Origin of the sequence: Amycolatopsis sp. NPDC051061, assembly GCF_040682935.1 — a bacterium.
GTDB lineage: Bacteria > Actinomycetota > Actinomycetes > Mycobacteriales > Pseudonocardiaceae > Amycolatopsis.
In genome coordinates, this window is the sequence record NZ_JBFBBZ010000017.1 from 61,751 (window position 1) to 87,595 (window position 25,845).

General features: G+C 69.5%; 27 protein-coding genes. 16 read left to right on the forward strand and 11 right to left on the reverse strand.

What is annotated here, in order from left to right; translation table 11 throughout:
- Positions 1 to 8 precede the first annotated feature (8 nt).
- From AB0N03_RS23660 to AB0N03_RS23670, 3 genes are read right to left on the reverse strand one after another with little or no spacing between them, the layout of a single operon-like run.
- Positions 9 to 518 carry a DUF1003 domain-containing protein gene (locus AB0N03_RS23660; RefSeq protein ID WP_364375519.1) on the reverse strand — a complete coding sequence of 170 codons (510 nt, stop codon included), beginning with the start codon at positions 516 to 518 and terminating at the stop codon, positions 9 to 11.
- The gene (locus tag AB0N03_RS23665) at positions 511 to 1,809 is read right to left on the reverse strand and encodes a CBS domain-containing protein (RefSeq protein WP_364375523.1); all 1,299 of its coding nucleotides are present in this window, start codon (positions 1,807 to 1,809) and stop codon (positions 511 to 513) included. The genes AB0N03_RS23660 and AB0N03_RS23665 overlap by 8 nt, the downstream gene beginning before the upstream one ends.
- A gap of 10 nt (positions 1,810 to 1,819) precedes the next feature.
- A complete protein-coding gene (locus AB0N03_RS23670; protein WP_364375526.1) occupies positions 1,820 to 2,731 on the reverse strand; it encodes an aminoglycoside phosphotransferase family protein in 912 nt (303 codons plus the stop codon).
- A 92-nt stretch (positions 2,732 to 2,823) separates the two neighbouring features.
- On the opposite strand from AB0N03_RS23670, the gene AB0N03_RS23675 reads away from it, so the two are divergent.
- Entirely contained in the window at positions 2,824 to 3,720 is an 897-nt protein-coding gene (locus AB0N03_RS23675; RefSeq protein WP_364375528.1) for a slipin family protein, read from the forward strand.
- Here AB0N03_RS23675 and AB0N03_RS23680 read toward each other — a convergent pair.
- Entirely contained in the window at positions 3,717 to 4,358 is a 642-nt protein-coding gene (locus tag AB0N03_RS23680) for a DUF4190 domain-containing protein (protein ID WP_364375531.1), read from the reverse strand. The two genes, AB0N03_RS23675 and AB0N03_RS23680, sit on opposite strands and share 4 nt — an antisense overlap.
- A gap of 177 nt (positions 4,359 to 4,535) precedes the next feature.
- Here AB0N03_RS23680 and AB0N03_RS23685 point away from each other — a divergent pair, with 177 nt between their 5' ends.
- From AB0N03_RS23685 to ugpC, 6 genes are all read left to right on the forward strand, one after another.
- Entirely contained in the window at positions 4,536 to 5,732 is a 1,197-nt protein-coding gene (locus tag AB0N03_RS23685; RefSeq protein WP_364375534.1) for an acyl-CoA dehydrogenase family protein, read from the forward strand.
- Positions 5,733 to 5,852: 120 nt separating this feature from the next.
- The gene (locus AB0N03_RS23690) at positions 5,853 to 6,377 is read left to right on the forward strand and encodes a general stress protein (RefSeq protein ID WP_364375537.1); all 525 of its coding nucleotides are present in this window, start codon (positions 5,853 to 5,855) and stop codon (positions 6,375 to 6,377) included.
- Between the two features lie 243 nt (positions 6,378 to 6,620).
- Positions 6,621 to 7,943 carry an ABC transporter substrate-binding protein gene (locus AB0N03_RS23695; protein ID WP_364375540.1) on the forward strand — a complete coding sequence of 441 codons (1,323 nt, stop codon included), beginning with the start codon at positions 6,621 to 6,623 and terminating at the stop codon, positions 7,941 to 7,943.
- The gene (locus tag AB0N03_RS23700; protein ID WP_364375543.1) at positions 7,940 to 8,911 is read left to right on the forward strand and encodes a sugar ABC transporter permease; all 972 of its coding nucleotides are present in this window, start codon (positions 7,940 to 7,942) and stop codon (positions 8,909 to 8,911) included. Before AB0N03_RS23695 ends, AB0N03_RS23700 begins: the two co-directional genes overlap by 4 nt.
- Positions 8,911 to 9,750: a carbohydrate ABC transporter permease gene (locus AB0N03_RS23705; protein ID WP_364375546.1), complete on the forward strand. Its 840-nt coding sequence runs from the start codon at positions 8,911 to 8,913 to the stop codon at positions 9,748 to 9,750. The genes AB0N03_RS23700 and AB0N03_RS23705 overlap by 1 nt, the downstream gene beginning before the upstream one ends.
- 2 nt (positions 9,751 to 9,752) lie before the next feature.
- A complete protein-coding gene (gene ugpC, locus AB0N03_RS23710) occupies positions 9,753 to 10,934 on the forward strand; it encodes a sn-glycerol-3-phosphate ABC transporter ATP-binding protein UgpC (protein WP_364375549.1) in 1,182 nt (393 codons plus the stop codon).
- Positions 10,935 to 11,142: 208 nt separating this feature from the next.
- Here ugpC and AB0N03_RS23715 read toward each other — a convergent pair whose 3' ends face one another.
- Together AB0N03_RS23715 and AB0N03_RS23720 are read right to left on the reverse strand one after the other, a co-directional pair.
- A complete protein-coding gene (locus tag AB0N03_RS23715) occupies positions 11,143 to 11,502 on the reverse strand; it encodes a YciI family protein (RefSeq protein WP_364375552.1) in 360 nt (119 codons plus the stop codon).
- A 125-nt stretch (positions 11,503 to 11,627) separates the two neighbouring features.
- Positions 11,628 to 12,530, reverse strand: coding sequence for a hypothetical protein (locus AB0N03_RS23720; protein WP_364375555.1), 903 nt, complete (start codon positions 12,528 to 12,530; stop codon positions 11,628 to 11,630).
- A 259-nt stretch (positions 12,531 to 12,789) separates the two neighbouring features.
- Between AB0N03_RS23720 and AB0N03_RS23725 the strand changes: the two genes are divergently transcribed.
- Positions 12,790 to 12,987: a PspC domain-containing protein gene (locus AB0N03_RS23725; RefSeq protein WP_364375558.1), complete on the forward strand. Its 198-nt coding sequence runs from the start codon at positions 12,790 to 12,792 to the stop codon at positions 12,985 to 12,987.
- A gap of 120 nt (positions 12,988 to 13,107) precedes the next feature.
- On the opposite strand, the gene AB0N03_RS23730 is transcribed toward AB0N03_RS23725, so the two are convergent.
- Positions 13,108 to 13,773 (reverse strand): TetR/AcrR family transcriptional regulator, encoded by a 666-nt coding sequence (locus AB0N03_RS23730; RefSeq protein ID WP_364375561.1) that lies wholly within the window; start codon positions 13,771 to 13,773, stop codon positions 13,108 to 13,110.
- A 119-nt stretch (positions 13,774 to 13,892) separates the two neighbouring features.
- Between AB0N03_RS23730 and AB0N03_RS23735 the strand changes: the two genes are divergently transcribed.
- Positions 13,893 to 15,392 carry an MFS transporter gene (locus AB0N03_RS23735; RefSeq protein WP_364375564.1) on the forward strand — a complete coding sequence of 500 codons (1,500 nt, stop codon included), beginning with the start codon at positions 13,893 to 13,895 and terminating at the stop codon, positions 15,390 to 15,392.
- 162 nt (positions 15,393 to 15,554) lie between these two features.
- Here the strand turns inward: AB0N03_RS23735 and AB0N03_RS23740 are convergent, their stop codons facing one another.
- From AB0N03_RS23740 to corA, 3 genes are all read right to left on the reverse strand, one after another.
- Positions 15,555 to 16,394: a chromosome partitioning protein ParB gene (locus AB0N03_RS23740; protein WP_364375567.1), complete on the reverse strand. Its 840-nt coding sequence runs from the start codon at positions 16,392 to 16,394 to the stop codon at positions 15,555 to 15,557.
- Positions 16,391 to 17,041: a metallophosphoesterase gene (locus tag AB0N03_RS23745; protein ID WP_364375570.1), complete on the reverse strand. Its 651-nt coding sequence runs from the start codon at positions 17,039 to 17,041 to the stop codon at positions 16,391 to 16,393. Before AB0N03_RS23745 ends, AB0N03_RS23740 begins: the two co-directional genes overlap by 4 nt.
- A 180-nt stretch (positions 17,042 to 17,221) precedes the next feature.
- The gene (corA, locus tag AB0N03_RS23750) at positions 17,222 to 18,304 is read right to left on the reverse strand and encodes a magnesium/cobalt transporter CorA (protein WP_364375572.1); all 1,083 of its coding nucleotides are present in this window, start codon (positions 18,302 to 18,304) and stop codon (positions 17,222 to 17,224) included.
- Between the two features lie 305 nt (positions 18,305 to 18,609).
- Between corA and AB0N03_RS23755 the strand changes: the two genes are divergently transcribed.
- Both AB0N03_RS23755 and AB0N03_RS23760 read left to right on the forward strand, forming a co-directional pair.
- Positions 18,610 to 19,113 carry a MaoC family dehydratase gene (locus tag AB0N03_RS23755; RefSeq protein ID WP_013223004.1) on the forward strand — a complete coding sequence of 168 codons (504 nt, stop codon included), beginning with the start codon at positions 18,610 to 18,612 and terminating at the stop codon, positions 19,111 to 19,113.
- Between the two features lie 22 nt (positions 19,114 to 19,135).
- On the forward strand, positions 19,136 to 20,230 hold the full coding sequence (locus AB0N03_RS23760) for a DUF2332 domain-containing protein (RefSeq protein ID WP_364375575.1): 1,095 nt from the start codon (positions 19,136 to 19,138) through the stop codon (positions 20,228 to 20,230).
- Between the two features lie 61 nt (positions 20,231 to 20,291).
- Here AB0N03_RS23760 and AB0N03_RS23765 read toward each other — a convergent pair whose 3' ends face one another.
- Positions 20,292 to 20,705: an NUDIX domain-containing protein gene (locus AB0N03_RS23765; protein ID WP_364375577.1), complete on the reverse strand. Its 414-nt coding sequence runs from the start codon at positions 20,703 to 20,705 to the stop codon at positions 20,292 to 20,294.
- Positions 20,706 to 20,900: 195 nt separating this feature from the next.
- Between AB0N03_RS23765 and AB0N03_RS23770 the strand changes: the two genes are divergently transcribed.
- The 5 genes from AB0N03_RS23770 to AB0N03_RS23790 all read left to right on the forward strand — a co-directional run bounded on the left by AB0N03_RS23770 (position 20,901) and on the right by AB0N03_RS23790 (position 25,803).
- Positions 20,901 to 21,065, forward strand: a complete 165-nt coding sequence (locus AB0N03_RS23770) for a hypothetical protein (RefSeq protein ID WP_360687940.1) — start codon at positions 20,901 to 20,903, stop codon at positions 21,063 to 21,065.
- Positions 21,066 to 21,086: 21 nt separating this feature from the next.
- Entirely contained in the window at positions 21,087 to 21,647 is a 561-nt protein-coding gene (locus AB0N03_RS23775) for a PH domain-containing protein (RefSeq protein ID WP_360687943.1), read from the forward strand.
- A gap of 39 nt (positions 21,648 to 21,686) precedes the next feature.
- Positions 21,687 to 22,559 carry a PHP domain-containing protein gene (locus tag AB0N03_RS23780; RefSeq protein ID WP_364375580.1) on the forward strand — a complete coding sequence of 291 codons (873 nt, stop codon included), beginning with the start codon at positions 21,687 to 21,689 and terminating at the stop codon, positions 22,557 to 22,559.
- 1 nt (position 22,560) lies between these two features.
- On the forward strand, positions 22,561 to 23,190 hold the full coding sequence (locus AB0N03_RS23785) for a MarC family protein (RefSeq protein WP_364375582.1): 630 nt from the start codon (positions 22,561 to 22,563) through the stop codon (positions 23,188 to 23,190).
- A gap of 135 nt (positions 23,191 to 23,325) precedes the next feature.
- Positions 23,326 to 25,803, forward strand: coding sequence for an alpha-L-rhamnosidase C-terminal domain-containing protein (locus AB0N03_RS23790; protein ID WP_364375585.1), 2,478 nt, complete (start codon positions 23,326 to 23,328; stop codon positions 25,801 to 25,803).
- Positions 25,804 to 25,845: the final 42 nt, after the last annotated feature.

The window sequence follows — 25,845 nt, forward strand, 5'->3', positions numbered from 1 at the left end:
CGTCCATGTTACGAGCCGGTAGGAGTGCGGTTCGGTTTGGCCTTCCGGGGCTGGACGTCGAGGTCCTCCCGCAGCCGGTCCAGCTCGCCGCGCAGGTAGTCCCGGGTCGCCACCTCACCGACCGCCAGCCGCAGCGCCGCCAGCTCCCGGGCCAGGTACTCCGTGTCGGCCTTCGTCTGCAGAGCCCGGTTCCGGTCCTCCTCCAGGGAGACGCGGTCGCGGTCGTCCTGCCGGTTCTGCGCGAGCAGGATCAACGGCGCCGCGTACGCCGCCTGCGTCGAAAACGCCAGGTTGAGCAGGATGAACGGGTACGGGTCCCATTGCAGCGACACCGCGGCGAGGTTCATCGCGATCCAGACGATCACCAGCAGCGTCTGCCAGAACAGGTACTTCCCGGTGCCGAGGAACCGGGCGATCCGCTCGGTGAACCGGCCGAAGGTGTCCGGGTCGATGTTCAGCTTGAACCGGCTCTGGCTGCGCGGCTGGTCCAGCCGCCGTCGGGACGTCGGTTCAGGCACGGTCGGCCTCCAGGTGCTCGCCGGTCTCGCCGGTGGTGTCGTGCAGGCCGGTTTCGCGCCAGTCCTCGGGCAGCAGGTGGTCGAGCACGTCGTCCACGGTGACCGCGCCGAGCAGGTGGTCTTCGGTGTCGACGACCGGACCGCAGGTCAGGTTGTAGGCGGCGAAGTACCGCGTGACCTCGGCCAGCGTCGCGTTGGGCCGCAGCGCCGCCAGGCCGGTGTCGACGGCGCTCGCCACGAGCTCGGCCGGCGGCTCGCGCAGCAGCCGCTGGAAGTGCACGACGCCGACGAAGCGCCCGGTCGGCGTCGCGGTCGGCGGGCGGCAGACGAAGACCATGCTGGCCAGCGCGGGCGGCAGTTCGGCGTTGCGGATGTGGGCCAGCGCCTCGGCGATCGTCGTGTCGGGCGTGAGCACCACCGGCTCCGGGGTCATCAGGCCGCCGGCGGTGTCGGACGAGTAGGCCAGCAGCCGCTTGACCGGCGCGGACTCCTCCGGCTCCATCAGCTCCAGCAGCCGGCTCTGCTCCGCGGGGGCGAGCTCGGCGAGCAGGTCGGCGGCGTCGTCGGGGTTCATCGCTTCGAGGATGTCGGCCGCGCGCTCCTCGGCGAGGTAGGACAGCAGCTCCTTCTGGTCGTCGTCCGGGAGCTCCTCGAGGACGTCGGCGAGGCGCTCGTCGTCCATCGCGTCGGCGACCTCGTGCCGGCGCTTGAGCGGCAGGTCGCGGACGGTCGCGGCGACGTCGACCGAGCGCATGGTGTCGAACAGCATGAGCAGCTGGCCCGCGCCCTGCGGCTGCTTCGCCAGGTCGGCCAGCCCCAGACCGGCGACCTCCTCCCAGCGCAGCACCTGCATGGCCGCCCGGCGGCGCCCCAGCCCGACGCGCCGCTCACGGATGGCGACCTTCGCCAGCACCCAGTCACGCGTGCGCGTCGGCTCCATCCCGGCGTCGACGACGGTGATCCGCGTGTCCGACCCGGCCAGCGTCGCGTGCGCGTCGAGCAGCTGGCCGAGCACCAGGACTTCGTTGGGGCGCTGGTTGAACTGCCGCATGTTGACCGAGCCGGTGGCGAGCGTCACGGCGCTCGGCTCGATCGAGGTGACGCGCAACATCGGCACGAACACCCGCCGCCGCGTGGTCAGCTCGACGACCAGGCCGAGGATCCGCGGTGGTTGCGCGTCCAGGCGCAGGCCGGCGACCAGGTCGCGGACCCGGCCGATGGATTCGCCGTCCGGTCCGAACACCGGCAACCCGGACAGCTGAGCTGCGAAAACCCTGTTGACCGCGGCCATGCCGCCGACCCTATCGGCTGGCTGCCCACGGAGCGATTTCCGCCACGGTGACGAACGCGGGGTCGTCGCTGTCCGCTTCGAACTCTTCGAGGTCTTCGAGCATCCAGATCCAGTTCTGCACCGCGCGCACGAGCGTCCACGCGCGGGCGCGCTCGGCGTCGAGCTCCTGCGAAGCGACGATCAGGGCGAACCGTTCGTCCAGTGTGGACTCGGTGAAGCGGTTCCAGAACAATGGGATGACGCCCCACTCGAGGTCGCCGGACAGCGGCTTCGGGTCGATGACCAGCCACGGCTCCCGCGTGCCGGCCAGGACGTTCTGGAAGTGCAGGTCCTCGTTCACCAGCAGCTCCCCCGCGGAGGGCCCGAACTCGCGACAGACCGCGACGGCGTCGTCGACCAGCCGCTTCTCGAACGGCTCGCCGAGGGCGGCCCACCGGCGGGGGAGGTCCTCGGCGAGGGTTTCGGCTTCGGCGCGCACACTTCTGGCCAGCCCGGGCGGCGCGGGGACGGCGAGGCGCCGCGCCAGCTCGCCGAGGCGGGGGACGGCGTCGGTCAGCGGGAGGTCGTCGAGGGTGCGCGTGGCGTCGAGCCGTTCGAGCAGCAGGACGCCGTCGTCCGGCGCGGACTCCAGCAGCAGCACCGCACCCCGACCGGCCCATGTGGACAGTGCGAGCGGCTCGCCGGCGGACTCCGCGTCGCGCCAGCCCAGTTTCAGCACCACCGGCGTGCCGTCGGACAGGCGCGCGGGCTGCACCACGCCGACGTAGCCGTGCATCGCCTCGCCCTCGAACACGAGCCCCCACTCGCGGGCGTACCCGGCGGCGAGGTCCGGCAGGCCGGCCACCCACCCGGCGGCCGCCGGGCCGAGCACCCGGGGCGCCCGGCCGGCGAACAGCGGCGGGACGCGGAGATCGTTCACCACCTCAGTCTGCTGGGCCCGTCCAGTGCGTTTCGTCCTGGTCGACACGGGCGTACGCTGGGTTTTCAGGGGAAAACGCAACCCCGGGAGCAGCCATGGTGGTGGAGATCCTCAGCGCCGTCGTCATCGCGGGTGGAGCTTGGCTCGCGGCCGGCGTGCGCGTCGTGAAACAGTACGAACGCGGGCTGGTCTTCCGGTTCGGCCGGGTGCGGGCCCGGGTCTCGGACCCCGGCCTGACGCTGCTGGTGCCGTTCGTGGACCGGATGCAGAAGGTCAACATGCAGATCGTGACCATGCCGGTGCCCGCCCAGGACGGCATCACCCGCGACAACGTCACCGTCCGGGTCGACGCGGTCGTGTACTTCAAGGTCATCGACCCGGTCGTCGCGGCGGTCAACGTCCAGGACTACCGGTCGGCGGTCGGCCAGGTCGCGCAGACGTCGCTGCGCTCGATCATCGGCAAGAGCGAGCTCGACGACCTGCTCTCCAACCGCGAACGCCTCAACGAGGGCCTGGAGCTGATGATCGACAGCCCGGCGCTGGACTGGGGCATCCACATCGACCGCGTCGAGATCAAGGACGTCGCGCTGCCGGAGGCGATGAAGCGCTCGATGTCGCGGCAGGCCGAGGCGGAGCGGGAGCGGCGCGCGCGCGTCATCTCCGCCGACGGTGAGCTGCAGGCGTCGTACAAGCTCTCCCAGGCCGCCGCGCAGATGGCCGACACCCCGGCGGCGTTGCAGCTGCGGCTGCTGGAGACCGTCGTGCAGGTGTCGTCGGAGAAGAATTCGACGCTGGTACTGCCGTTCCCGGTGGAGCTGCTGCGGTTCCTCGACGCGCAGACGCCGAGGCCCGCGGCGCCCGCTCCCGCTCCCGCTGCTCCCACTCCCGAGGCCCAGCCGGAACCGGAAATCCTGGAGGCCAAGCCGGAGGCGAACGGCCACGCGACGCCGTCGCCGCGCAACCCCGGGGACGCGGTGCTGCCGGCCGACTAGCTCAGCCGGCCGTTCGCGCCGAGGATGATCAGGGTGGTGAAGAAGCCGACCCACAGCGCGATCACGACGTAGCCGACGATCACGGCGGCCGTGGCCATCCCGCGGCCACCCGCTTCGCCGCGGTTCGTCTTGCTCAGCGCGATGTGGCCCATGACCAGTCCGGCGATCGCGGTGATGCCGGAGCAGAAGCCGAGGATCGAGCAGACCAGCGCGCCGGTCGCCAGCGCGGTGTCCTGCCTGGGTGCGACGGGGACGTACGGCGGCTGGACGTAGGGCGCCGGGGCGCCGTACGGCTGTCCGTAGGGCGCCGCGTACGGCTGCTGCTGGTACTGGTAGGGGTACGGCTGCTGTGGCTGCCCCGGCGGGGCGTAGGGCGTGCCGGGGATGTGCGCGGCCGGGGCCTCGAACGCGCCGGGCGGCAGCGGGCCGGGCGGCTCCGGAGCGGGCGCGGGCGGGGTGTCGGCGACCGTGGTGTCCGAGTCCGGGGTGTCCACGACCGTCGAGTCGGCGATCGTGCTGTCGCCCGCCGGCGGGTCGTAGTTCTCCGGTGCGTACGACGTGGGTTCCGCGGTGGACGGCGGGTCGTACGACACGGCCGGATCGGCCGGACGGTCCTTGTCCCCGGACGGGTCGGTCATGGCGGGTCCCCTCGGTGGGTGCAGGACCTCAACTTAGCCGGTCGGCGGAACCGGCCGTGGGCAACGCCGAACCCCGGAGAGCGTGAGCGCCCTCATAGCAGGGTCGCGGCTTTCGGGTCATACTCACCGGTAACCCCAGCGCCGGGAGCCGGCGTCGTATCCGGAAAGGGAGCCGTGATGGCCCGTCTCGCCCAGACCGCCGGCCTGACCGACGTGCAGTCGGAGATCCTCGCGACCGTCCGCTCGTTCGTGGACAAGGAGGTCATCCCGCACGCGCAGGAGCTCGAGCACGCCGACACCTACCCCGCCGACATCGTCGAGGGCATGAAGGAAATGGGGCTGTTCGGGATCACCATCCCGGAGGAGTACGGCGGGCTCGGCGAGTCGCTGCTGACCTACGCGCTGGTGGTCGAGGAGATCGCGCGGGGCTGGATGAGCGTGTCCGGCGTGATCAACACCCACTTCATCGTGGCGCACATGATCACCCGCCACGGCACGGAAGCGCAGAAGCGGCACTTCCTGCCGCGGATGGCCACCGGTGAGGTGCGCGGCTCGTTCTCGATGTCGGAGCCGGACCTCGGGTCGGACGTCGCCGCCATCAAGACGAAGGCCAAGAAGACCGACGACGGCTACGTCATCGACGGCTCGAAGATGTGGCTGACGAACGGCGGCTCGTCGAACCTGATCGCGCTGCTCGTCAAGACCGACGAAGGCGCCGAGAAGGCCCACCAGAACCTGACGGCGTTCCTCGTCGAGAAGCCGGAAGGCTTCGGCGAGGTGGCACCGGGGCTGACCATCCCCGGCAAGATCGACAAGATGGGCTACAAGGGCGTCGACACGACCGAAGCGGTCTTCGACGGCTACCGGATCGGCGCGGACATGGTGCTGGGCGAAGCGCCGGGCAAGGGCTTCGCGTACATGATGGACGGTGTCGAGGTCGGGCGGGTGAACGTCGCGGCGCGGGCGTGCGGCATCGCGATCCGCGCGTTCGAGCTGGCGGTGGAGTACGCCCAGCAGCGCAAGACGTTCGGCAAGGCGATCGCCGAGCACCAGGCCGTCGCGTTCAAGCTGGCCGAGATGGCGACGAAGGTCGAGGCGGCCCACCTGATGATGGTGAACGCGGCCCGGCTGAAGGACTCGGGCGAGCGCAACGACGTCGAGGCGGGCATGGCGAAGCTGATCGCGTCGGAGTACTGCGCGGAGGTCACGCAGGACTCGTTCCGCATCCACGGCGGTTACGGGTACTCGAAGGAGTACGAGATCGAGCGGCTCATGCGCGAGGCGCCGTTCCTGCTGATCGGCGAGGGCACGAGCGAGATCCAGAAGACCATCATCAGCCGCGGACTGCTGCGGGAGTACAAGTCCCGCTCTTGACTCCGGCGGCGCCGATTGTCGATACGGCGACAATCGACGCCCGGCCTTTCGGGGTAAGCGGCTCGCACGGTCCGGGCGTTCTTGACAAGATGGACGTTCGGACCCACGAGTGCGCAGGTGATGATGGTGAGTAGTCCCTTTGGCGGGGGCCGGACGTCCGGTGGCCTGCCGCGGCTGCCGACCCCGCCGACCGGCTGGCCGATCGGGTCGTACGCGACCTACGGCGAAGCGCAGCAGGCCGTCGACTTCCTCGCGGACAGCGAGTTCTCCGTCGGTGACGTCACGATCGTCGGCGTGGACCTGATGCTCGTCGAACGCGTCATCGGGAAGCTCAGCTGGGGTCGCGTGCTCGGCACCGGCGCCGTCTCGGGCGCCTGGTTCGGCCTGTTCGCCGGGTTGCTGCTCGGGTTGTTCGTCAACCAGGGCTTCGCGTTGCAGCTGCTCACCGGGCTCGTGCTGGGTGTGCTCTCCGGGCTGATGTTCGCGGCGATCGGGTACAGCATGTCGCGCGGGCGGCGGGACTTCTCCTCGGCGAGCCAGCTCGTCGCCGGCCGCTACGACGTCCTGTGCCAGCCGCGCTCGGCCGAGCGGGCCCGGGAGCTGCTGGCCAAGCTCGCCCTTAAACCACCGCCGGCCACGATCTGAAAAAAACGGCCATTATCAGGGGAAAATCACAGTTCGAGCTGCAGTGGGCTGAATCGTTACCGATACTGCTTGCGGGGTGTGATCGCCCGGCATAAGTTGTCCGACACCAGTCGGGCGGCCTCGCCCAACCAGCGCGGCGGCCCGATCACTAGCACGTCGGGGTGCTGGCGCGGTTCGCCTCATCGCGTCGTGGTGCCCGCCGGGCACCGCGGTTTCCGGCGTGCATGCGGGTGAGGAGGCCTTATGGGGAAGAGGATCGGCGCGGGCAAACGGGGGCGCTCGCCCGGCCGTACCGCGGTCCTGCTGGGGGCAGGGGCACTGGTGACCGGCATGCTGGCCGGTTGCGGATCGAGCGGCGGGCTCAAGATCAATGTCTACTACGCGCCCGAAGACAGCTTCCAGAAAGTCGTCGACAACTGCAACAAGGCGGCGAACGGCAAGTACGAAATCGTCTACAACAAGCTCCAGCGCGGCGCGGACGACCAGCGCCTGCAGATGGCCCGGCGGCTCGCCGCGGGGGACACCGCGATGGACGTCCTCGGCCTCGACGTGACCTGGGTTTCGGAGTTCGCCGAAGCCGGCTGGGTCGAGGAGTGGAAGGACCAGAACAAGGCCGCGGCGACCCAGGGCGTGCTGCAGGGACCGCTGGAAACGGCGACCTACAACGGGAAGCTCTACGCGGCCACGAAGAACACCAACGTCCAGCTGCTCTGGTACGACGACCGGATCACGCCCACGCCGCCGAAGACGTGGGACGAGATGATCCAGACGTCGAAGGATCTGAAACAACGCGGCAAGCCGTACAGCATCGTGTTCACCGGCGCGCAGTACGAAGGCCTCGTCGTCTTCTACAACACGCTCGTGGAGTCGATGGGCGGGCACATCCTGTCCGACGACGGCAAGTCCGTGGTCCTGGACGATGGCGCGGTGAAGGCGCTCGCGCTGCTGAAGCAGATCGCTTCGTCGGGCATCACCGACCCGTCGCTGACCAACTCGAAGGAGGACGACGTCCGGCAGACGTTCCAGCGCGGTGACGCCGCGTTCGAGCTCAACTGGCCGTTCGTCTACGCCTCCTACGCCAAGGAAAAGCCGCAGGACGTCTCGCACTTCAAGTGGGCCGTCTACCCCGAGGCGCAGGCCGGCACGCCGGCCAAGACCACGATCGGCGGCTACGACCTGGGCGTCAGCTCGCTGTCGCAGCACAAGCCCGAGGCGTTCGAGGCGGCGCTGTGCCTGCGCAACGCGGAGAACCAGAAGTTCTCGGCGATCAACGACGGCGTGCCGCCGACCATCGAGTCGGTGTACCACGACGACGCGCCGCTCGACCCCTCGAAGCCGGCGAGCGCCGACAACCCGAACATGGCGCTCAAGTACCCGATGCGCGACTCGATCATCGACGCCATCAAGGACTCGGCGGTGCGGCCGCTGACCCCGGCGTACCAGAACATGTCGACCGTGATGTCGAAAGTCCTTTCCCCGCCGGGTGAAATCGACCCGCAGGCCACCGCGGACAAGCTGCGCGAGCAGCTCAACGACGCGCTCCAGTCGAAGGGAGTGATCCCGTGACCGTCCAGGACTCGACCCCGGCGGACACCGCCGGGGCCACGGTCGCCGAGGAGGCGACGTCCCGCAAGAAGGGCAAACCCGCCCTCTCCGAAGGGAAGAAGGCCGAGCGGAAGCTCGGGCTCTGGCTGTGCGCACCCGCGTTCGTCGTGATGATCGCGGTCACCGGCTACCCGATCGTCTACTCGATCTGGCTGTCGCTGCAGCGCTACGACCTGAGGTTCCCCGCGCAGCAGGAGTTCGTCGGCTTCGACAACTACGGGGCCGTGCTGTCCAACTCGTACTGGTGGACGGCGTTCGGCACCACGATGTTCCTGACCGTGGTGTCGGTGGCGATCGAGTTCGTGCTCGGCATGGCGCTGGCGCTGGTCATGCACCGGACGCTCGTCGGGCGCGGCCTGGTCCGCACGGTCGCCCTGATCCCGTACGGCATCGTCACGGTCGTCGCGGCGTTCTCGTGGTACTACGCGTGGACGCCGAAGACCGGCTACCTGGCCAACTGGCTCGCCTCGGACGGCGCGCCGCTGACCGACCAGTGGCCGTCGATGTTCATCATCATCCTCGCCGAGGTGTGGAAGACCACGCCGTTCATGGCGCTGCTGCTGATGGCCGGCCTCGCGCTGGTGCCGGACGACCTGCTCAAGGCCGCGTCGATGGACGGCGCGAGCGCGTGGCAGCGGTTCACCAAGGTCATGCTGCCGGTGATGAAGCCGGCGATCCTGGTGGCGCTGCTGTTCCGCACGCTCGACGCGTTCCGGATCTTCGACAACATCTACGTGCTCACCGGTGGCGCGCAGGACACCGGCTCGGTGTCCATGCAGACCTACGACAACCTGGTCAAGGGGCTCAACCTCGGGATCGGGTCGACGATGGCGGTGCTGATCTTCATCACCGTGGCGATCATCGCCTTCATCTTCATCAAGGTGTTCGGCACGGCCGCACCGGGTTCGGACGACGGGGGTAAGCGCTGATGGTGATGGGAACCGTCACGACGGGCCGCAAAGTCAGGTGGGGCCTCGTCGACATCCTCGTGCTGGTGTTCGCGCTGGTGCCGGTGCTCTGGGTCGTTTCGCTGTCGTTCAAGACCAAGGACACGCTGACCGACGGGTCGTTCATCCCGCAGTCGTGGACCTGGCAGAACTACGTGGACATCTTCCAGACGTCGGAGTTCCTGCTGGCGCTGGTGAACTCGATCGGCATCGCGATCATCTCGACGGTGATCGCGGTGGTGCTGGGCACGATGGCCGCGTACGCGATCGCGCGGCTGGAGTTCCCCGGCAAGCAGCTGCTGGTCGGGCTCTCGCTGCTGATCGCGATGTTCCCGCAGGTGTCGCTGGTGACCCCGCTGTTCAACATCGAGCGGAACCTGGGGCTGTTCGACACCTGGCCGGGGCTGATCCTGCCCTACATCACGTTCGCCCTGCCGCTGTCGATCTACACGCTGTCGGCGTTCTTCCGGGAAATCCCGTGGGAGCTGGAGAAAGCGGCGAAGATGGACGGCGCGACGCCGGCCCAGGCGTTCCGGAAGGTGATCGCGCCGCTGGCCGCGCCGGGTGTGTTCACCACCGCGATCCTGGTGTTCATCTTCTGCTGGAACGACTTCCTGTTCGCCATCTCGCTGACGTCGACCACGGCGTCGCGCACGGTGCCGGCGGCGCTGTCGTTCTTCACCGGGTCCTCGCAGTTCGAGGACCCGACCGGGCAGGTGAGCGCGGCCGCGGTCGTCATCACCATCCCGATCATTGTGTTCGTGTTGTTCTTCCAGCGTCGCATCGTGGCGGGGCTGACCTCCGGTGCGGTGAAGGGGTAGTCATGGCAGAAATCGTCCTCGACAAGGTGTCGAAGAAGTACCCTGACGGCGCGCTCGCGGTGTCCGAAGTGGACATCACCATCGCCGACGGTGAGTTCCTGGTCCTGGTCGGCCCGTCCGGCTGCGGGAAGTCGACCATGCTGAACATGGTGGCCGGACTGGAGGACATCACCACCGGCGAGCTGCGGATCGACGGCGCCCGCGTCAACGAGAAGGCCCCGAAGGACCGCGACATCGCGATGGTGTTCCAGTCCTACGCGCTGTACCCGCACATGACCGTTCGCGAGAACATGGCCTTCCCGCTGCGGCTGGCCAAGGTGGACGACCAGACGGTGCGGGCGAAGGTGGAGGAAGCCGCGGCGATCCTCGACCTGAATGCGCACCTGGACCGCAAGCCGGCCAACCTCTCCGGTGGCCAGCGGCAGCGCGTCGCGATGGGCCGGGCGATCGTCCGGAACCCGAAGGCGTTCCTGATGGACGAGCCACTGTCCAACCTGGACGCCAAGCTCCGCGGCCAGATGCGCACGTCGGTGTCGAAGATCCAGAAGCAGCTCGGCACGACGACGCTGTACGTCACGCACGACCAGACCGAGGCCATGACCCTGGGCGACCGGGTCGTGGTGCTGCGCGGCGGGTACGTGCAGCAGATCGGTGCGCCGCAGTTCCTCTACGAGAACCCGGCGAACCTGTTCGTCGCGGGGTTCATCGGCTCGCCGTCGATGAACTTCCTCCCGGCGACGCTGGAGAACAACGAGCTGCGCACGCCGCTGGGCACCACGCCGTTGACGGATCGGATCCGTCAGCTGGTGGAGAAGGCGGACGCGCCGCGCGAGGTGCTGGTCGGCATCCGGCCGGAGCACTTCGAGGACGCGGCGCTGGTGGATGCCGGTCAGAAGGCCGGCGGCAGCACGTTCACCGCGCACATCGACGTGCTCGAGTCGATGGGTTCGGAGAAGTTCGCCCACTTCACGGTGGAGGGCGAGACGGCGACGTCCGCGGAGCTGGCGGAACTGGCCGCGGACAGCGGGTCGTCCGACGTCCCGGGTTCGGAGTCCCAGATCGTGGCCCGCCTCTCGGCGGAGTCGGCCGCGAAGGAGAACGCGGACCTCGAGGTCTGGTACGACGCGGACAAGATCAAGCTGTTCGACCCGTCGAACGGCAGGAACCTCACCTACGAAGACTGAGCTAGCGTGCCGTCAAGGCCACCTTACGGGCGTCAGACGCCCGTAAGGTGGCCTCGACGGCACTTCAGGCGTGCAGGGTCGGGCGGTAGACGAGCACCTGGGTGCGCGTCCTGCACGGCCTCTTCGACGAGTCCGATGTCCCCCAGGAGGCGCGTCAGCGTGGCCACGCACCGGCCGTACTCCGCCCGGTAGACGCCGTCGACGTCCATCAGCGCCGGCGCGAACCGTTGTCGAACGGGCGCACCTCGATCGGCTGCCGGCAGGCCAGCGAGCACTTTTCGGCCCAGGCCAGCGCCTGGTCGAGGTCCTCGGCCCGGATCACCCAGAACCCGCCGAGCTGTTCCTTCGTCTCGGCGAACGGACCGTCGGTGAACGTGGTGGTGCCGCCCTCGGTGCGGACGACCGTGGAGGCGTCCGAGTGCTCCAGGCCGCCGACGAACACCCACGCACCGGCGGCCTTCATCTCGTCGACGACCTCGCCGGTGCGGGCCAGCTGCGCCCGCACGGCCTCTTCGGGCTCGGGCGGCGCGCTCTCGTCGAGCTGGACGGCGAGCAGGTACTGCTTCATCCGGGACTCCTTCCGCGGCTGGGTGGTCCGGCGGTGGCCCGTGGCCGGTCTCTCACCCTGGCTACGAACCGGCTCGACGTCATCCGACCTCGCCGGGAAAAAGTTTTCGCCGGATGGGGCGCGGGCTACGCGTTCGGGAGCCGGGGGAAGATCGCGCTCGCCGCCGTGCGAACCAGGGCGCACGTGGCGTCGCCCGCCGTGCCCGCCGTCTCCACCGCGCTGAGCTCGGCCAGTTCGCGGCGGCCCGGCAGGCCCGGGGCCGGCTGCGTCGTGTCGGCCAGGCAGAACGCGCCCGAGACGCGGACCCGGGCCTCGCGCCCGCCCACCGTTTCGGCGGCGGCCGGGGCCGTCGCCTCGTCCGTCTGCACCGTCAGCTTGAAGCTCAGCTTGCCGCGGATGCAGCTGTGCCCGGACAGCGCCGTCGTCGGCCGGCTGCCGGCGCCCGCGACCGCGTCGAGGTCGGAGCTGTCCAGCATCGCGCACGGCGCCACCCGGCCCCACGAGTGCTCCGGGAACCGCAGCCGTCCCACCTTGTTCGCCGTGATCGCGGCGAGCACCGAACCGACGGCCGCGTCCGCGACGCCGCACCGGCCGGCCTGATCCCCGCCGGGGTCGGTGATCGAGAGGCCGAGCCGGTTACCGTCGGCGAAGGTGATCGCGCGGGTGCACGCGCTGCGGTCGTTGAACATCGACTGCTGGACCGCGACGCCGTCGGGCACCGGCCCGCCGTAGTCGTAGGGCCTGATGTTCGGGTCGGAGTCGAAAGCCAGCGGCCCCACGAGGATCGTGCGCGTGCCGAGGTCGGCCCGGCAGGTCTCGAACGTCGGAGTGGCGACCGCGCCGGGCGCGACGGACGGCAGGTCGAGCAGGCTGCAGTAGTCGACGCTCGCGAAGTCCCCGAGCGCGGCGGACGCGGTCAGCGGCGTGGGCCCGGACGACGTCTCGGGAGCGGCCTGGGTCTTCGCGCACCCGGCGGCGAGGAGGGCGCAGAGCGTGGCGACGACCAAGGACTGCAGACGCGGGTACACGGTGTGCCAGTATCACCGCATCGAGCGGAAAAACCAGCCCTGACGGGGACATCTCTCAATGTTTTTCGTGCCCCGCGCGGAGAACGCGCAGGTCACCGGATTCCGCGCCGGTTTCCCGGGTTTCGCCGGGCGTTCCGGACGTTTTTCGTTTTGCCGCCCCCTAAGGGGGAGATCCTTCCCGCGAGCGATGCGGAAGCGGGTACTCCCGTGGTGAAGTGGAGATATCGGAAGTTTTCCGAAGGCGAGAAAGGGAAAGAAGATGAGCGCACCGGTGACCAGGGGTTCACTGTCCCGTCCCCGCAACAACCGCATGATCGCCGGCGTGTGCGCGGGTCTCGCCCGGCGGTGGGGCATGAAGACCGGCACCGTGCGGCTGCTGGCGGTGTTGTCCTGCCTGCTGCCCGGGCCGCAGTTCGTGGCCTACCTCATCATGTGGGCGATCATCCCGTCCGAGTGACGGACAGGTGCGGAAACCGCGCCGAGCAGAGACGTCGACGGCGGAGTGCGGGCCGGAGGGATTCTTCGCGCCCCGCACCGCCACGGCGGGCGGCGCCGGGATCCCGCGCCGATCACCTCGTCAAGGGCGCCAGCAGGACATCGCTTCGTCGACTTCGTCCACGCCGAGCGGCGGGTGGGGCAGCTCCGACGGCTTTCCCGGCTGGGCGCGCAGGCCGTCGAGGAGCATCGCCAGGCAGCGCCGCCACAGGTCCGGCTCCACCGCGGACGTGAACTCGATCGCCGAGCCGACCATCATGTGCAGCAGCGGGATGTCCGTCGGCGCGAAGTCGGCACGCAGGCCGCCCGCCTCCTGAGCCCGTTCGACGAGCCGTGTGATCAACGGCACCATGCGGGCTTTCTCTTCGGCGACGTGCTCGTGGCCGAACTTGTTGGACAGCATGATCTCGCGCAGCCCGCGGTCCCCGGAGTGAAGCTCGATCGACTTCCAGGTGAAGTCGACGAACGCCTGCCAGGGGTCGGCGGCCTTCAGCGCTTCTTCGGCGAGGTCGCCGATTTCTTCCATCCGCTCGGCGAACATGGCCTCGACCAGGTGTTCCTTGCTGGGGAACCGGCGGTAGACCGTGCCGACGCCGAGGCCGGCGTGGTGCGCGATGTCGTCCAGCGTGGCCTCGAGCCCGCGCCGGCCGAACACCTCGCGGGCCGACGCCAGGATGCGACGGCGGTTGAGTTCAGCGTCACGCCGCAGCGGCCGCGCCGGTGCGGCGGGACCAGCGTCCCGTGCCATCCCGCCAGTCTAGCTCACAAAGTAGAGGCACCCTCTCCGGTTTGTGTGTACCTTGGGTCGCGTAAGGGGAGATACCTACTCCACATAGCTTCCTGATCACTCCCAGTGAGGGGACACTCATGTCCGAATCCACTCTCGAGGCCGCGCCGCCGGGGGACGTGCGCGCCGCCGAGAACCCCCACCACGCCAGACGGTGGCTGATCCTGGTGATGATCGGCCTGGCGCAGCTGATGGTCGTGCTGGACGCGACCGTCGTGAACATCGCGCTGCCGTCCGCCCAGGTCGACCTGGGCTTCTCCAACGACGCCCGCCAATGGGTCGTCACGGCGTACGCGCTCGCGTTCGGCAGCCTGCTGCTGCTCGGCGGGCGGCTCGCGGACCTCTTCGGCCGCAAGAACGCCCTGCTCGTCGGCCTGGCCGGCTTCGCCGCGGTGTCCGCGCTCGGGGGCGCGGCGAGCAACATCGAAATGCTCCTGCTCGCCCGCGCGGCACAGGGCGTGTTCGGCGCGCTGCTCGCGCCGGCCGCGCTTTCCCTGCTCACCACGACGTTCACCGACCCGAAGGAACGCGGTCGCGCGTTCGGCGTGTTCGGCGCCATCGGCGGTGGCGGCGCGGCGGTCGGGCTGCTGCTCGGCGGCGTGCTCACCGAGTACCTCGACTGGCGCTGGTGCATGTTCGTGAACATCATCTTCGCCGTCGCCGCGTTCGTCGGCAGCTCGGTCCTGCTGAGCAACCAGAAGGACGCCGGCCCGCGTCCGAAGCTCGACCTGCCGGGCACGGTCACCGCGTCGGCCGGTCTGTTCGCGCTGGTCTACGGCTTCGCGAACGCCGAGGCGGACTCGTGGTCGGCGGTCTCGGTGTGGGGCTTCCTCACGGCCGGCGTCGTGCTGCTGGGCGTGTTCGTGTGGCTGCAGCAGCGCGTCTCGCACCCGCTGCTCCCACTGCGCGTGCTGCTGGACCGCAACCGCGGCGGCTCGTACCTGGCGATGTTCCTGCTCGCCATCGGCATGTTCGCGATCTTCCTGTTCCTGACGTTCTACGTGCAGCAGAACCTGCAGTTCACGCCGATCGAGAGCGGCGTCGGCTTCCTGCCGATGGTCGCGACGCTGATGCTGGCCGCCACGACGGCGACGGCGGTCCTGCTGCCGCGCTTCGGCCCGCGTCCGCTGGTGCCGACGGGCATGGCGATCGCGGCCGTCGGGCTGTTCTGGCTGAGCGGCATCGGTCTCGAGAGCACGTACGCCTCCGGCGTGCTCGGCCCGCTGCTGGTGATGGGCTTCGGCATCGGGCTGGCGATGGCGCCGGCGATGAGCGTCGCGACGTTCGGCGTCGAGGCGCACGACGCGGGTGTCGCGTCGGCCGCGGTCAACACGATGCAGCAGGTCGGCGGCTCGATCGGCACGGCGCTGCTGTCGACGCTGGCCGGCAACGCGGCGACGTCGTACCTCGCGGGCAAGGTCCCGACGCCGCAGCTGGCGGCCGAGGCGTCGATCGAGAGCTACACGACGGCGTTCACCTGGGCGGCGGTGATCTTCGCGGCGGGTGCGCTGCTGAGCGGCTTGCTGCTGCGCCCGGGCGTCCCGAAGGGCGAAGCCGCTCCCGGCGCTGTTCACATGTGAGTTGAACCTTCCCGGCCCTCCGCGCACTAGCTCGACCAGCTGCGGCAGCTGGCGTTGACGCGGGGCTGGGTCTCTAGCGCCCCAATGTGGCCTTCGGTGCGTTGAACGCACCGAAGGGCCCCTTGGGTGCGTTGAACGCAACCAAGGCCACATTGGGGCGCTTCAGGACCCGCGGGCCCGGAGCGTCTCGATGACCTCGTCGTCCCAGCGGTGGGTCCGGATCAGCCGGTACCGTTCCGCGGCCACCCACATGTAAGCCTCGGCGTCCGTCCGGTCCCCGACCATCCCGGCCTGCCGCAGCATCCCGACCACCGGCCCGAACTCCTCGTCGAACCACCGCTGCGCCACGCTCGCCCGGTCGCAGAACTTGCCTTCGTCCTGCATCAGCCGGAACCCCCACGCCTCCACGTGTTCGCCCAGCTTCGCGTAGTCCCAAGGGTCCGACACGATCACCGACGCCCGCGCGTGGCCCGCCAGCGGCACGCGCTCCAGGAACAGCCGGCGGTAGTCCTTGACGATCAGGTCGCCGCGGTGGCGGATGCCGCTCGGGTTCAGCTTGGTCCGGACCACGGTCACGGACGCCTCTATTGTGGACAGTCCCTGCGCGTGCGCCACCGACACGCGGTGGTGGCCGTCGATGATGAAGTGCAGCTCGCCCACCCGGTACACCTCGATCGGCGGGATCTCTTCGCCGCGCCGGGACGCCAAAGCCAGGCGCTCCCAGCGTTCGCGGACCCGGGCCGACGTCGGGCGGAAGCGGCGGTCGAAGTCGCGGCTGCGGTCGACCGTGCCGGCGATCGAGTCCAGCTTGATCACCCGCAGGCCGATCCGGCTCTCGCCGAGGTAGCCCAGCGCCTCCACCACCTCGTGGAACGGCAGCATGATGTTGACGTCGTCGGGCTCGCGGCGCAGCCACGTCGAAAGCCGCGAGAGCACCTGGCCCCGGCGGGCGCGGAGGAAGTCGTTTTCCGCGTCGGCGCGGGGGAACCCCGTCTCTTTCATGAGAACTCCATGATCCGGTGGCCCACCACGTTGCGGATGCGGGTTTCGCCGACGACCCGGTCCGGCACCGGTTCGCCGTGGGGGTGGATGTGCCCGTGCAGCAACCACTTCGGGCGCAGCACGTCGATCGTCCGGTGCAGGCACGCGAACCCGCGGTGCGGCGGGTCCGCCCGGTCGCCGAGGTCCAGCGGCGGCGAGTGCGTCAGCAGGATGTCGACGGCACGGCCGTCACGACGTCGACGCCACTTCGCGCGGCGCACCAGGCGGCGGGCCCGGCGGGCCTGCTGGCGCTGCGTCCACTGGTTCGGCCCGTCGTTGTAGCGGATCGAGCCGCCGAGCCCGGCGAACCGGATCCCGGCGACGTCGACGACCCGGCCGTCGGCGTTGACGCCGCCCGCCGGGCCCGGCCAGACCGTCGGGAAACCGTCCTTCATGGACAGCCCGCCGTAGCGCGTGTAGCCGCTCAGGTCCGGGTCGTGGTTGCCGGGCACGAACACGCACGGCGCGTCGAGCGCGCCGGCCAGGAACGCGAGGTAGTCGTAGGGGAGGTCGCCGGCGCCGATGACGAGGTCGACGGCGACGGCGCGGACCGCGTCGGTCCACAGCCGCTCGTCGACCTCGTCGGAGACGACCAGCGCTTTCGGCATGGCCCCAGGGTACGACGCCGGGGACTACTTCATCCCGTGCGCGAACCCCGGGTCGGCGACGATGACGAAAGTGATGACGACGATCCACAGCACGCTGAGCGTGAGCGCCCAGAACTTCAGGTTGGACAACATCCTGGACATGGCGGTTCTCCGAAGGATTCCGGTGGGGAGGAAGGGGACCTAGAGCCAGCCGTTCTTCCGGAATATTCGGTACAGCAACAGGCAGATCGCCAGGATCACGGTGATCACCAGCGGGTACCCGAACTTCCAGTGCAGCTCGGGCAGGTAGTCGAAGTTCATCCCGTAGATGCCGGCGATCATCGTCGGCACGGTGATGATCGCCGCCCACGACGTGATCTTGCGCATGTCGGTGTTCTGCTGCAGGGAGATCTTCGCGACCGTCGCGTCGACCAGGGTGGACAGCAGCTCGTCGAACGCCGCCACCCGCTCGGACACGGTCGTGAGGTGGTCGGCGACGTCGCGGAAGTAGGAGCGGACCTCGTCCGGCACGAGCCGCGTGTAGCCCTCGGCCAGCCGCTGGATCGGCGTCGCGAGCGGCATCACCGCCCGGCGCAGCTCCAGGACCTCCCGCTTCATCAGGTAGATCTGCTCGGCGCTGACCTGCGAACGCGGCGCGAAAACCTGCGCCTCCATCACGTCGATGTCGTTCTCGATGCGGCCCGTGACGTCGAGGTAGTGGTCGACGACGTGGTCGGCGATCGCGTGCACGACCGCGGCCGGGCCGAGCTGCAGGCGCTCGGAGTCGTCGTCGAGCTCGCGGCGCAGGCGCGCCAGGCCGGAGTGGTTCCCGTGGCGGACGGTGATCACGAAGTCCCGGCCGAGGAACACCATGAGCTCGCCGGTCTCGACGATCTCGTTCGCCGTTGTGGGTGACTCGTGTTCGACGTACCGGACGGTCTTGACCACCAGGAAGAGCGTGTCGTCGTAGCGCTCCAGCTTCGGCCGCTGGTGCGCCTCGAGGGCGTCCTCGACGGCCAGCTCGTGCAGCCCGAACGTCTCCGCGATGCCCTGGATCTGCTGGGAGTCGGGCTCGTGCAGCCCGATCCAGACGAACCCCTCGTGCCGCTTCCGGACCTCTTTGATGGCTTCGATGTGCGTCCAGCGGCCGGGCAGGCGCTCGCCCGCGACGTACACCGCGCAGTCCACGACGTACGCGGACAGCGGCACCGGGACCGGACGGACGGGGACGGCGCCCTTGTTGCCGCGGCCGCGAAGGCCGCCGAGCGAGGGAATGGCAGGCATGGGATCTCCTGGGCGTCGTGCGTGGTCGTGCGAGACGACTGACCAGGGCGGAACGCGTCCGCCCGGCGACACCAGCGTTCCCCGAGAGAGAAGGCCTACCTGGAGACGACCCGTGAGGTGGGAACGCTGGGACTACTAGGGAGCGGACTATCGCCACTACTCATCGGGTTCCTCACCTCCTCCGGGCCGGGTGCAGAGTGGTACGGCTCGCGTTGACGCACGAGAACCAATGGTTGAGGGTACTCCTCACCACGGATACGTGTCGTACCAGGCTCACGCGGTGTTACGCGGAACAGGAGAGACGAGTGCAGTTCGGGCGGTACTACGAGGAGTTCGAGGTCGGTGCGGTCTACAAGCACTGGCCGGGCAAAACGGTGACCGAATACGACGACCACCTGTTCTGCCTGATCACCATGAACCACCACCCGCTGCACCTGGACGCGCACTACGCCGAAGAGACGACCGACTTCGGCAAGAACGTCGTCGTCGGCAACTACGTCTACTCGCTGCTGCTCGGGATGTCCGTGCCCGACGTCTCCGGCAAGGCCATCGCGAACCTCGAGGTCGAGTCGCTCAAGCACGTCAAGCCGACCTTCCACGGCGACACCATCTACGGCGAGACCGAGGTGCTGGACAAGACGCCGTCGAAGTCCAAGGACGACCGCGGCGTCGTGTACGTCGAGACCCGCGGCTACAAGCAGGACGGCCTGATCGTGTGCACCTTCCGGCGGAAGGTGATGGTGCCGAAGCGCTCCTACGGGGAAACTCGGGGCGGGGAGCAGCCGGGCCGGCCGGTGCCGCACGAATGAGCTCTGCACAAATGAGGCGCTGATGGACCTGGACGCGATCAAGGGCATCCTCCGCACGTTCGCGGAAGTCGAGGCCCGCGGCGTTTCACCGTTGTACGAGCACCTGGCGCTGCAGGCGGCCGAGGACGACGACGTGGCGGGCCTGCTCTCGGCCGCCCGCGACGGCGAGGTGCGCGGGACGCTGCTGATGGCGACGGCGCACCGGCTCGTGCAGGCCGACCCCATCCACCCGCTTTCGCGGTACTACCCGTCGCTGGGCGGCTTCGACGGCGTCGACTCGGAGACCTGGCCGCTGTTCCGGTCGTTCCTGCTGGAGCGTTCCGACAAGGCACGTGCCTTGATTTCGTCGCGTTATACGCAGACGAACGAGGTCCGGCGGGCGGCGCTGCTGTACCCGGGCGTCGCGCGGGCGGCGAAGGAGGCGGGCGGGAAGGTTTCGCTGCTGGAGGTCGGCTGCAGCGCGGGGCTCCTGCTGGGGTTGGACCGCTTCGGCTACCGCTACCAGTGCGACGGCGGCGAGCAGCTGACGGCGGGCCCGGCGAAGACGTCGGTCGGCCTGCACTGCGCTTTGGACCTGGCACCCGGCGCGGCGGCGCCGAAGCTGCCGAAGAAGCTCGCGTTGCTCGACCGGGCGGGGCTGGACCGGGCGCCGGTGGACCTGTCGGACGAGGACGAGCTGGCGTGGCTGGAGGCGTGCGTCTGGGCCGATCAGCCGGACCGCATCCGGCTCCTGAGGACGGCGGCGGCCGAGCAGGCGAAGCACCGGCCTCGCCTCATCGCCGGGGACGGCGTCGACGACCTGGACGCCGCTGCCGCGACCTTGGAGGGGCCGCTGGTGGTGGTGACGAGCCACGCTCTGGCGTACTTCCCGGCCGAGCGGCGTTCGGAGTTCGTCGCGCAGCTGGCTTCGCTGGCGGCGTCGCGGCCGTTGTGGTGGGTGTCGGAGGAGTTCTACGGCGCCGGGCTGGAGCTGGTCCTGCCGGGCCGGGACGATCTGGCCGGCGCCGACGGCTCGGCGACACTCGGCGTGGTCCGCTGGGAGGGCGGGAAGGCGGAAGCGCACGCGCTGGCCCGTACGGCACCGCACGGGCAGCGGATGACCTGGCTGCCGCTTTGACGTGAGCCGTGAAGGCCTCCTTGCCGGCTCTTATAGCCGTTATGGGGGCCTTCACGGCTTTTCAGGCCCGCGGAAGCGCTTCCCAGTCGCGGAGCGTGACGTGAAGGAGGTCCACCAGGGCCCCGTCCGCCTCGAGCGCCGAAAGGTCTGCCGCATCGGCCCAACGCGCGTCCGAAGCGTCGTCACCTGCCGTGAGAACCCCGCCGGCCACCGTGCACCAGTAGTCGTGGATCTCGTACGGCCCCCGGGTCACCGTGCCCACCACTGTGCCGGGAATCACGTCGAGTCCCGTCTCCTCGAAAAGCTCCCTGACTACTGCCTCTTTGTCCGTTTCGCCCGGTTCGACTCGGCCACCCGGCAGCGACCATTGCCCCGAACCGGGGTCGTTCGCCCGGCGAATGAGCAGCAAGCGGCCGTGCGGGTCGAACGCTATCCCGCCGACACAGCGGATCGTGGTGTCCCCAGGGGCTTCCATGTCCCGAAGGGTAGACGTGACCGAAGTGAAAACGGATGTCCTGTACACGGAGAGTAGCCATACGCTACACTTCGGACCGCGTGCTGCCCCAAGCGCGGGACTTCCCTCCCGTGTGCCTGTTCAGTGCGGTACAACGTAAAAGTCAGGATTTCTGCTGTTGTCCGGTGTCACCGTAAGAGACGGGATTTGATCGCGGTGAACGTGAAGAAGATTGCGGGCCTCGCCGGTATCGCGTTGGTGCTGTTCTTCGTCATTGCCCAGCCGGGTCAGGCCGCGGGCCTTGTCGGCAACATCGTCGATTTCCTCCGGGACTCGGCCGAATCGGTGATCACCTTCGTCAGCAACGTGTTCAAGGGCTGATCGCGGGGCTACCCTCGAACCATGTTCGCGCCACGCGACCCCGACGAGTACCTCCTCGACACCGAGCGGCGGGTCATCCGGATCCGCCGCCACTGGGCGGTGCTGCTGTGGGACACCTTCGAGGCGGCCGCACTGCTGGCCGTCTGCGTCCTGGTGTCCTACCTGCTGCCACCGGCGCTGTACATCGGCCAGAACCTCCTCTGGTACGTCGCGCTGATCGTCGTGCTGCGCTTCGCCTACCAGGTGATGGAGTGGTGGGTCGAGCGGCTGGTGGTCACCGACAAGCGGTTCGTGATGACCACCGGCGTGTTCACCACCAAGGTGCTGATGATGCCGATCAGCAAGGTCACCGACCTCAGCTTCGTGCGCACCGCCACCGGCCGCATGATGGGTTACGGCACGATGGTCGTGGAGTCGGCCGGTCAGATCCAGGCGCTCAACAGGATCGACTACCTGCCGCGGGCCGAAGAGTTCTACGACACGATCTCCGAGCTGGTCTTCGGCGACAAGCAGAAGCAGGCCGAGCGTTTCTCGATGATCAAGGCCCAGCGAGCCGCCCGGGGCAAGAAGCCCGTCGGCTGAGCCGTCCCGCCGCACCTGTGACGTAGCGCATCGTCGACAATGGACACGATGCGCATCGACCTGCACGCCCATTCCACCGCTTCCGACGGCACCGACACGCCGGCCGGGCTCGTCGCCGCGGCCGCGAGTGCCGGGCTCGACGTCGTCGCGATCACCGACCACGACACCACCGCGGGCTGGGCCCCGGCCACCGCGGCTATCCCGCCAGGCCTGACGCTGGTCCCCGGCGCCGAGTTGTCGACCGTGTCGATCGACCCCGAAACCGGCCGCCAGATCAGCGTCCACCTGCTGGCTTACCTCTTCGACCCGACGTCCGAGCCCGTCGTCACCGAGCAGACCCGGCTGCGCGTCGAGCGCCGCACGCGGCTGCGCCGGATGGCCGAGCGGATGGCCGCCGACGGCCTCCCCGTCGACGCCGACGAGATCTTCGGCCTGCTCCCCGAGGACTCGCCGCCCGGGCGTCCGCACCTGGCCCAGGCGCTGGTCCGGGCCGGGCTGGTCAAGTCCGTCGACGAGGCCTTCGCCGACTACCTCAGCCCCCGTCGCGGCTACTACGTCGCCCGCCGCGACACGCCGGTCGAGGAGGCCATCGACATGATCGCCGCGGCCGGCGGCGTCACGGTCATCGCACACCCCTTCGCCTTCAGCCGCGGCGCCACGATCAGCGAGGACACCCTCGCCGAGCTGGCCGCGCACGGGCTCACCGGCGTCGAGGCCGACCACCCGAACCACGACCCGGCGACGCGGGTCCGGACCCGCGAGCTGGCCGGCGAGCTCGGCCTGCTCGTCACCGGGTCCAGCGACTACCACGGCACGAACAAGACGATCGCGCTCGGCGAGTGCACCACCGACGCCGGGCAGTTCGAGGAGCTCGTTTCGCGCGCGACCGGCTACCAGGTCGTGAAGGGCTGACATGGCGATCGCCGACGTCTTCGACGCGAAGCTCTTCATGAGCGCGACGATCACCCTGATCGTCATCATGGATCCGCCCGGCACCGTGCCGGTGTTCCTCAGCCTCGTCGGCCGCAAGCCGCTGGCGACGCGGGCGCGCGCCGCCCGGCAGGCCGTCCTGGTGTCGCTGCTGGTCATCACCCTGTTCGCGGTCGCCGGCCAGGCGATCCTGTCCTACCTCGGCATCGGCATCCCGGCCCTGCAGGGCGCCGGCGGCCTGCTGCTCCTGCTCATCGCACTGCAGCTGCTGACCGGCAGCGGCCACGAGGCCGAGGCGGCTACGGAGGACGTCAACGTCGCGCTCGTCCCGCTCGGCACACCGCTGCTGGCCGGGCCCGGCGCGATCGCCGCGACCATCGTGTTCGTCCGCCAGGCCGACGGCCACATCGGCGCGTACATCGCCCTGGCGCTGGCGATCATCACCACGCACTTCGTGATCTACATCTGCATGCGCTACTCCGGCGTCGTCATCCGGCTGATCAAGGAAAGCGGCATCACGCTGCTGGCCAAGGTGGCCGGCCTGCTGCTCGCGGCCATCGCCGTGGAGCTCGTCGCGAACTCCGTGCGCGGCTTCATCGACGGCGGCAGCTGACCCCGCCTTTCGGGTTGTCCTGCCGGACAGGAACCGCCGGCTTCGTTGACATCGTTGGCACGCCTCCCGCAGCCTGAATCCCAGCCCAGCGTTTGAATCGTTTCAACCGTCCTGCGTCGGTTTTCGGAGGCCTCGATGAAGTGGCTCAGAGCAATCCTGCCGGTCACGGTCCTGGTGGCGAGCGGCGTGGTCGCGGCGCCCGCGGCGACCGCCCTGCCCGGTCCGAGCTGGCAGAAGTACGTCGTCGCGCCGTCGAGCCGGGACGTCCGGCCGGTGAAGGTGCTGTCCACCACCGGTGACGTCACGAACCCGGACGGCCTGCTCGACCGGGGTGTCGCGACGTTCAAGCGGCAGGCGCCGCCACCGAAGCCGGCCTGGCCCGCGGGGACGACGGCGGCCGCGTCGTCGTTCCACGCGCCGAACAACGGCGGGAACGGCCAGCCGCGAACGTACGTGCCCGGCAACGCCGTCGACGGCGACCCGGACACCTTCTGGAACGACGACACGATCGGCGCCTACCCGGACGTCCTGACCATCACCTCGGCCACGCCGGTCGCGCTCCCCGGCGTCACGGTTCTGTCCAGTGTGGACGGTGTGCCGCAGGACTACACCGTGGAGGTGCTGGACGCGGGCGCGTGGCGGGTGGCGGCGACCGTCACCGGCAACACCGCGGTGCAGCGCGCGGTGGCTTTCGACCGTGCGGTGACGACCACGCAGGTCCGGATCACCGTGACGAAGGACCAGGCGACGCCGTCGGGCGAGTTCAGCCGGGTCACCGAGGTCTGGCCCGGACTGGTCGCCGACCCGCCGGTGCCGGTCGCGGTGGTCGACTTCGGCAAGGTCGTCGCGGGGTACCCGAAGATCTCCTTCGCGGGCGCGTCGGCGAACCACCCTGGCATCCGGGTCTCGACGTCGGAAACCCAGCAGTACCTGGGGGAACGCTCCGACTTCTCGCGCTCGGACTTCTCCGGCGGGCCGGGCAGCGACCAGATCGCCGTGCCGGCGACGCCGAGCGTCTGGCGGGACACGAAGGGCTGCCAGAGCGGCACGCAGGTGTGCGCGGACGGCCTGCGCGGCTTCCGCTACCTGCGGATCAGCCTCGACGCGCTCGCGTCGGACGCGCCGCTCACCCAGCCCTCCGGTGAGGTCCGGATCACCGGCGTCTCACTCGACTTCACGCCGTTCCTCGGCACGCCGGCCAGCTACCGCGGCTGGTTCGAGTCGTCGGACGAGCAGCTCAACCAATACTGGTACGCCGCGTCCTACACCAATGAGCTGGGCATGGACACGTTCCGGGAGTCCGATGTGGACCCGCGTGGCGCGTTCTCGCCGTCGCTGGACGGGAAACTGGTGCTGCACGACGGCGCGAAGCGCGACCGGGACCCGTACGTCGGCGACGTCGCCGTGTCCGGGCTGACGGAGTACCTGACGCACCAGGACGGCACGGCGGCTCGCAACGTGCTCGCCGACCTGGCCGACCACCAGCGGGCCGACGGCTGGATCCCGCCCGCGTCGATCAACGACTACACGTTGCCGCTGTTCGATTATCCGCTCTGGTGGGTGACGTCGAGCTGGGACTACGTGCTCTACACGGGCGACACCGCGTACGCGTCTTCGTACTACTCGAACCTCGTGAAGACGCTCGACGCGTGGTACCCGTCGGTCACCGATTCGCGCGGGTTGCTCGCGAAGGGCCTTAACGGCACCGGTGGCTACGGCGACTACGCGTTCCTGCCGCGTACGGGCGAAGTGACGTACTACAACGCGTTGTACGTCCGGGCGCTTCAGGGCGCGGCGGGCCTCGCGCGGGCGACGGGACACGCGGCCGACGCGGATCGGTGGCTTTCGCGGGCTTCCGGCGTCGCGGCGGCGGTGAACCAGTACCTGTGGGACCCGGCGGCGGGGGCCTACCTCGACTCGGGGACGGGCGCGGTGCGCCACGGGCAGGACGGCAACAGCCAGGCTGTGCTGGCCGGCATCGCCTCGCCGTCGCAGGCCACTTCGGCGCTGGCGCGGCTCGCGGCGGGTGCGTTGCCCTACGGGAATCCGTTCATGGACAACGACACTCTCGTCGCCGACGGGACGAAGCGCGTGTACGCGTTCACGTCGTTCCCGGAGATCCAGGCGCGGTTCCGGACCGGGCAGGCGGCGTCGGCGATCGACCAGATCAAGCGGATGTACGGCTGGATGACCACGCACGACCCGGGCATCACGGCGTGGGAGGGCATCGGTGAGGGTGGGTCACACTACGAGCAGGGGTACACGTCGGCCGCGCACGGCTGGTCGACCGGCGTCGTGCCTGCGTTGACGAACGAGCTCCTGGGCGTCTCGCCGACTTCGCCGGGCTTCGCGACCTGGACGGTTTCGCCGCACCCGGGTTCTGTTGCCTGGGCGCGCGGAGCGGTGCCGACGCCGAAGGGCGCGTTGTCGGCTTCGTGGACTCAGCAGGGCTCGGTGTTCTCGGTGACGGTGACGGCTCCGCGCGGGACGTCCGGTTCGCTGGTGGTTCCCGCCGGCCGCCTGGTGCTGCTCGACGGCCGCCCGATGCGGGCGGCGGCCGGCGGCGCGCTGGCCGTTTCCGGCGGGACGCACACGGTCCTCGTGGTGCGGTAGGAAAAGCCGTGAAGGCCTCCTTACCGGCTCTTATGGCCGGTA

Bases quoted from the DNA above. Each gene is read 5' to 3' on its own strand.
- AB0N03_RS23725 (WP_364375558.1), top strand. From the start codon at position 12,790: ATGAGCGCACCGGTGACCAGGGGTTCACTGTCCCGTCCCCGCAACAAC.
- AB0N03_RS23790 (WP_364375585.1), top strand. From the start codon at position 23,326: ATGAAGTGGCTCAGAGCAATCCTGCCGGTCACGGTCCTGGTGGCGAGC.
- AB0N03_RS23715 (WP_364375552.1), bottom strand. From the start codon at position 11,502: ATGAAGCAGTACCTGCTCGCCGTCCAGCTCGACGAGAGCGCGCCGCCC.
- AB0N03_RS23705 (WP_364375546.1), top strand. From the start codon at position 8,911: ATGGTGATGGGAACCGTCACGACGGGCCGCAAAGTCAGGTGGGGCCTC.
- AB0N03_RS23785 (WP_364375582.1), top strand. From the start codon at position 22,561: ATGGCGATCGCCGACGTCTTCGACGCGAAGCTCTTCATGAGCGCGACG.
- AB0N03_RS23780 (WP_364375580.1), top strand. From the start codon at position 21,687: ATGGACACGATGCGCATCGACCTGCACGCCCATTCCACCGCTTCCGAC.
- AB0N03_RS23685 (WP_364375534.1), top strand. From the start codon at position 4,536: ATGGCCCGTCTCGCCCAGACCGCCGGCCTGACCGACGTGCAGTCGGAG.
- AB0N03_RS23680 (WP_364375531.1), bottom strand. From the start codon at position 4,358: ATGACCGACCCGTCCGGGGACAAGGACCGTCCGGCCGATCCGGCCGTG.
- AB0N03_RS23695 (WP_364375540.1), top strand. From the start codon at position 6,621: ATGGGGAAGAGGATCGGCGCGGGCAAACGGGGGCGCTCGCCCGGCCGT.
- corA (WP_364375572.1), bottom strand. From the start codon at position 18,304: ATGCCTGCCATTCCCTCGCTCGGCGGCCTTCGCGGCCGCGGCAACAAG.
- AB0N03_RS23775 (WP_360687943.1), top strand. From the start codon at position 21,087: ATGTTCGCGCCACGCGACCCCGACGAGTACCTCCTCGACACCGAGCGG.
- AB0N03_RS23740 (WP_364375567.1), bottom strand. From the start codon at position 16,394: ATGAAAGAGACGGGGTTCCCCCGCGCCGACGCGGAAAACGACTTCCTC.
- AB0N03_RS23690 (WP_364375537.1), top strand. From the start codon at position 5,853: ATGATGGTGAGTAGTCCCTTTGGCGGGGGCCGGACGTCCGGTGGCCTG.
- AB0N03_RS23760 (WP_364375575.1), top strand. From the start codon at position 19,136: ATGGACCTGGACGCGATCAAGGGCATCCTCCGCACGTTCGCGGAAGTC.
- AB0N03_RS23665 (WP_364375523.1), bottom strand. From the start codon at position 1,809: ATGGCCGCGGTCAACAGGGTTTTCGCAGCTCAGCTGTCCGGGTTGCCG.
- AB0N03_RS23765 (WP_364375577.1), bottom strand. From the start codon at position 20,705: ATGGAAGCCCCTGGGGACACCACGATCCGCTGTGTCGGCGGGATAGCG.
- ugpC (WP_364375549.1), top strand. From the start codon at position 9,753: ATGGCAGAAATCGTCCTCGACAAGGTGTCGAAGAAGTACCCTGACGGC.
- AB0N03_RS23735 (WP_364375564.1), top strand. From the start codon at position 13,893: ATGTCCGAATCCACTCTCGAGGCCGCGCCGCCGGGGGACGTGCGCGCC.
- AB0N03_RS23745 (WP_364375570.1), bottom strand. From the start codon at position 17,041: ATGCCGAAAGCGCTGGTCGTCTCCGACGAGGTCGACGAGCGGCTGTGG.
- AB0N03_RS23675 (WP_364375528.1), top strand. From the start codon at position 2,824: ATGGTGGTGGAGATCCTCAGCGCCGTCGTCATCGCGGGTGGAGCTTGG.
- AB0N03_RS23730 (WP_364375561.1), bottom strand. From the start codon at position 13,773: ATGGCACGGGACGCTGGTCCCGCCGCACCGGCGCGGCCGCTGCGGCGT.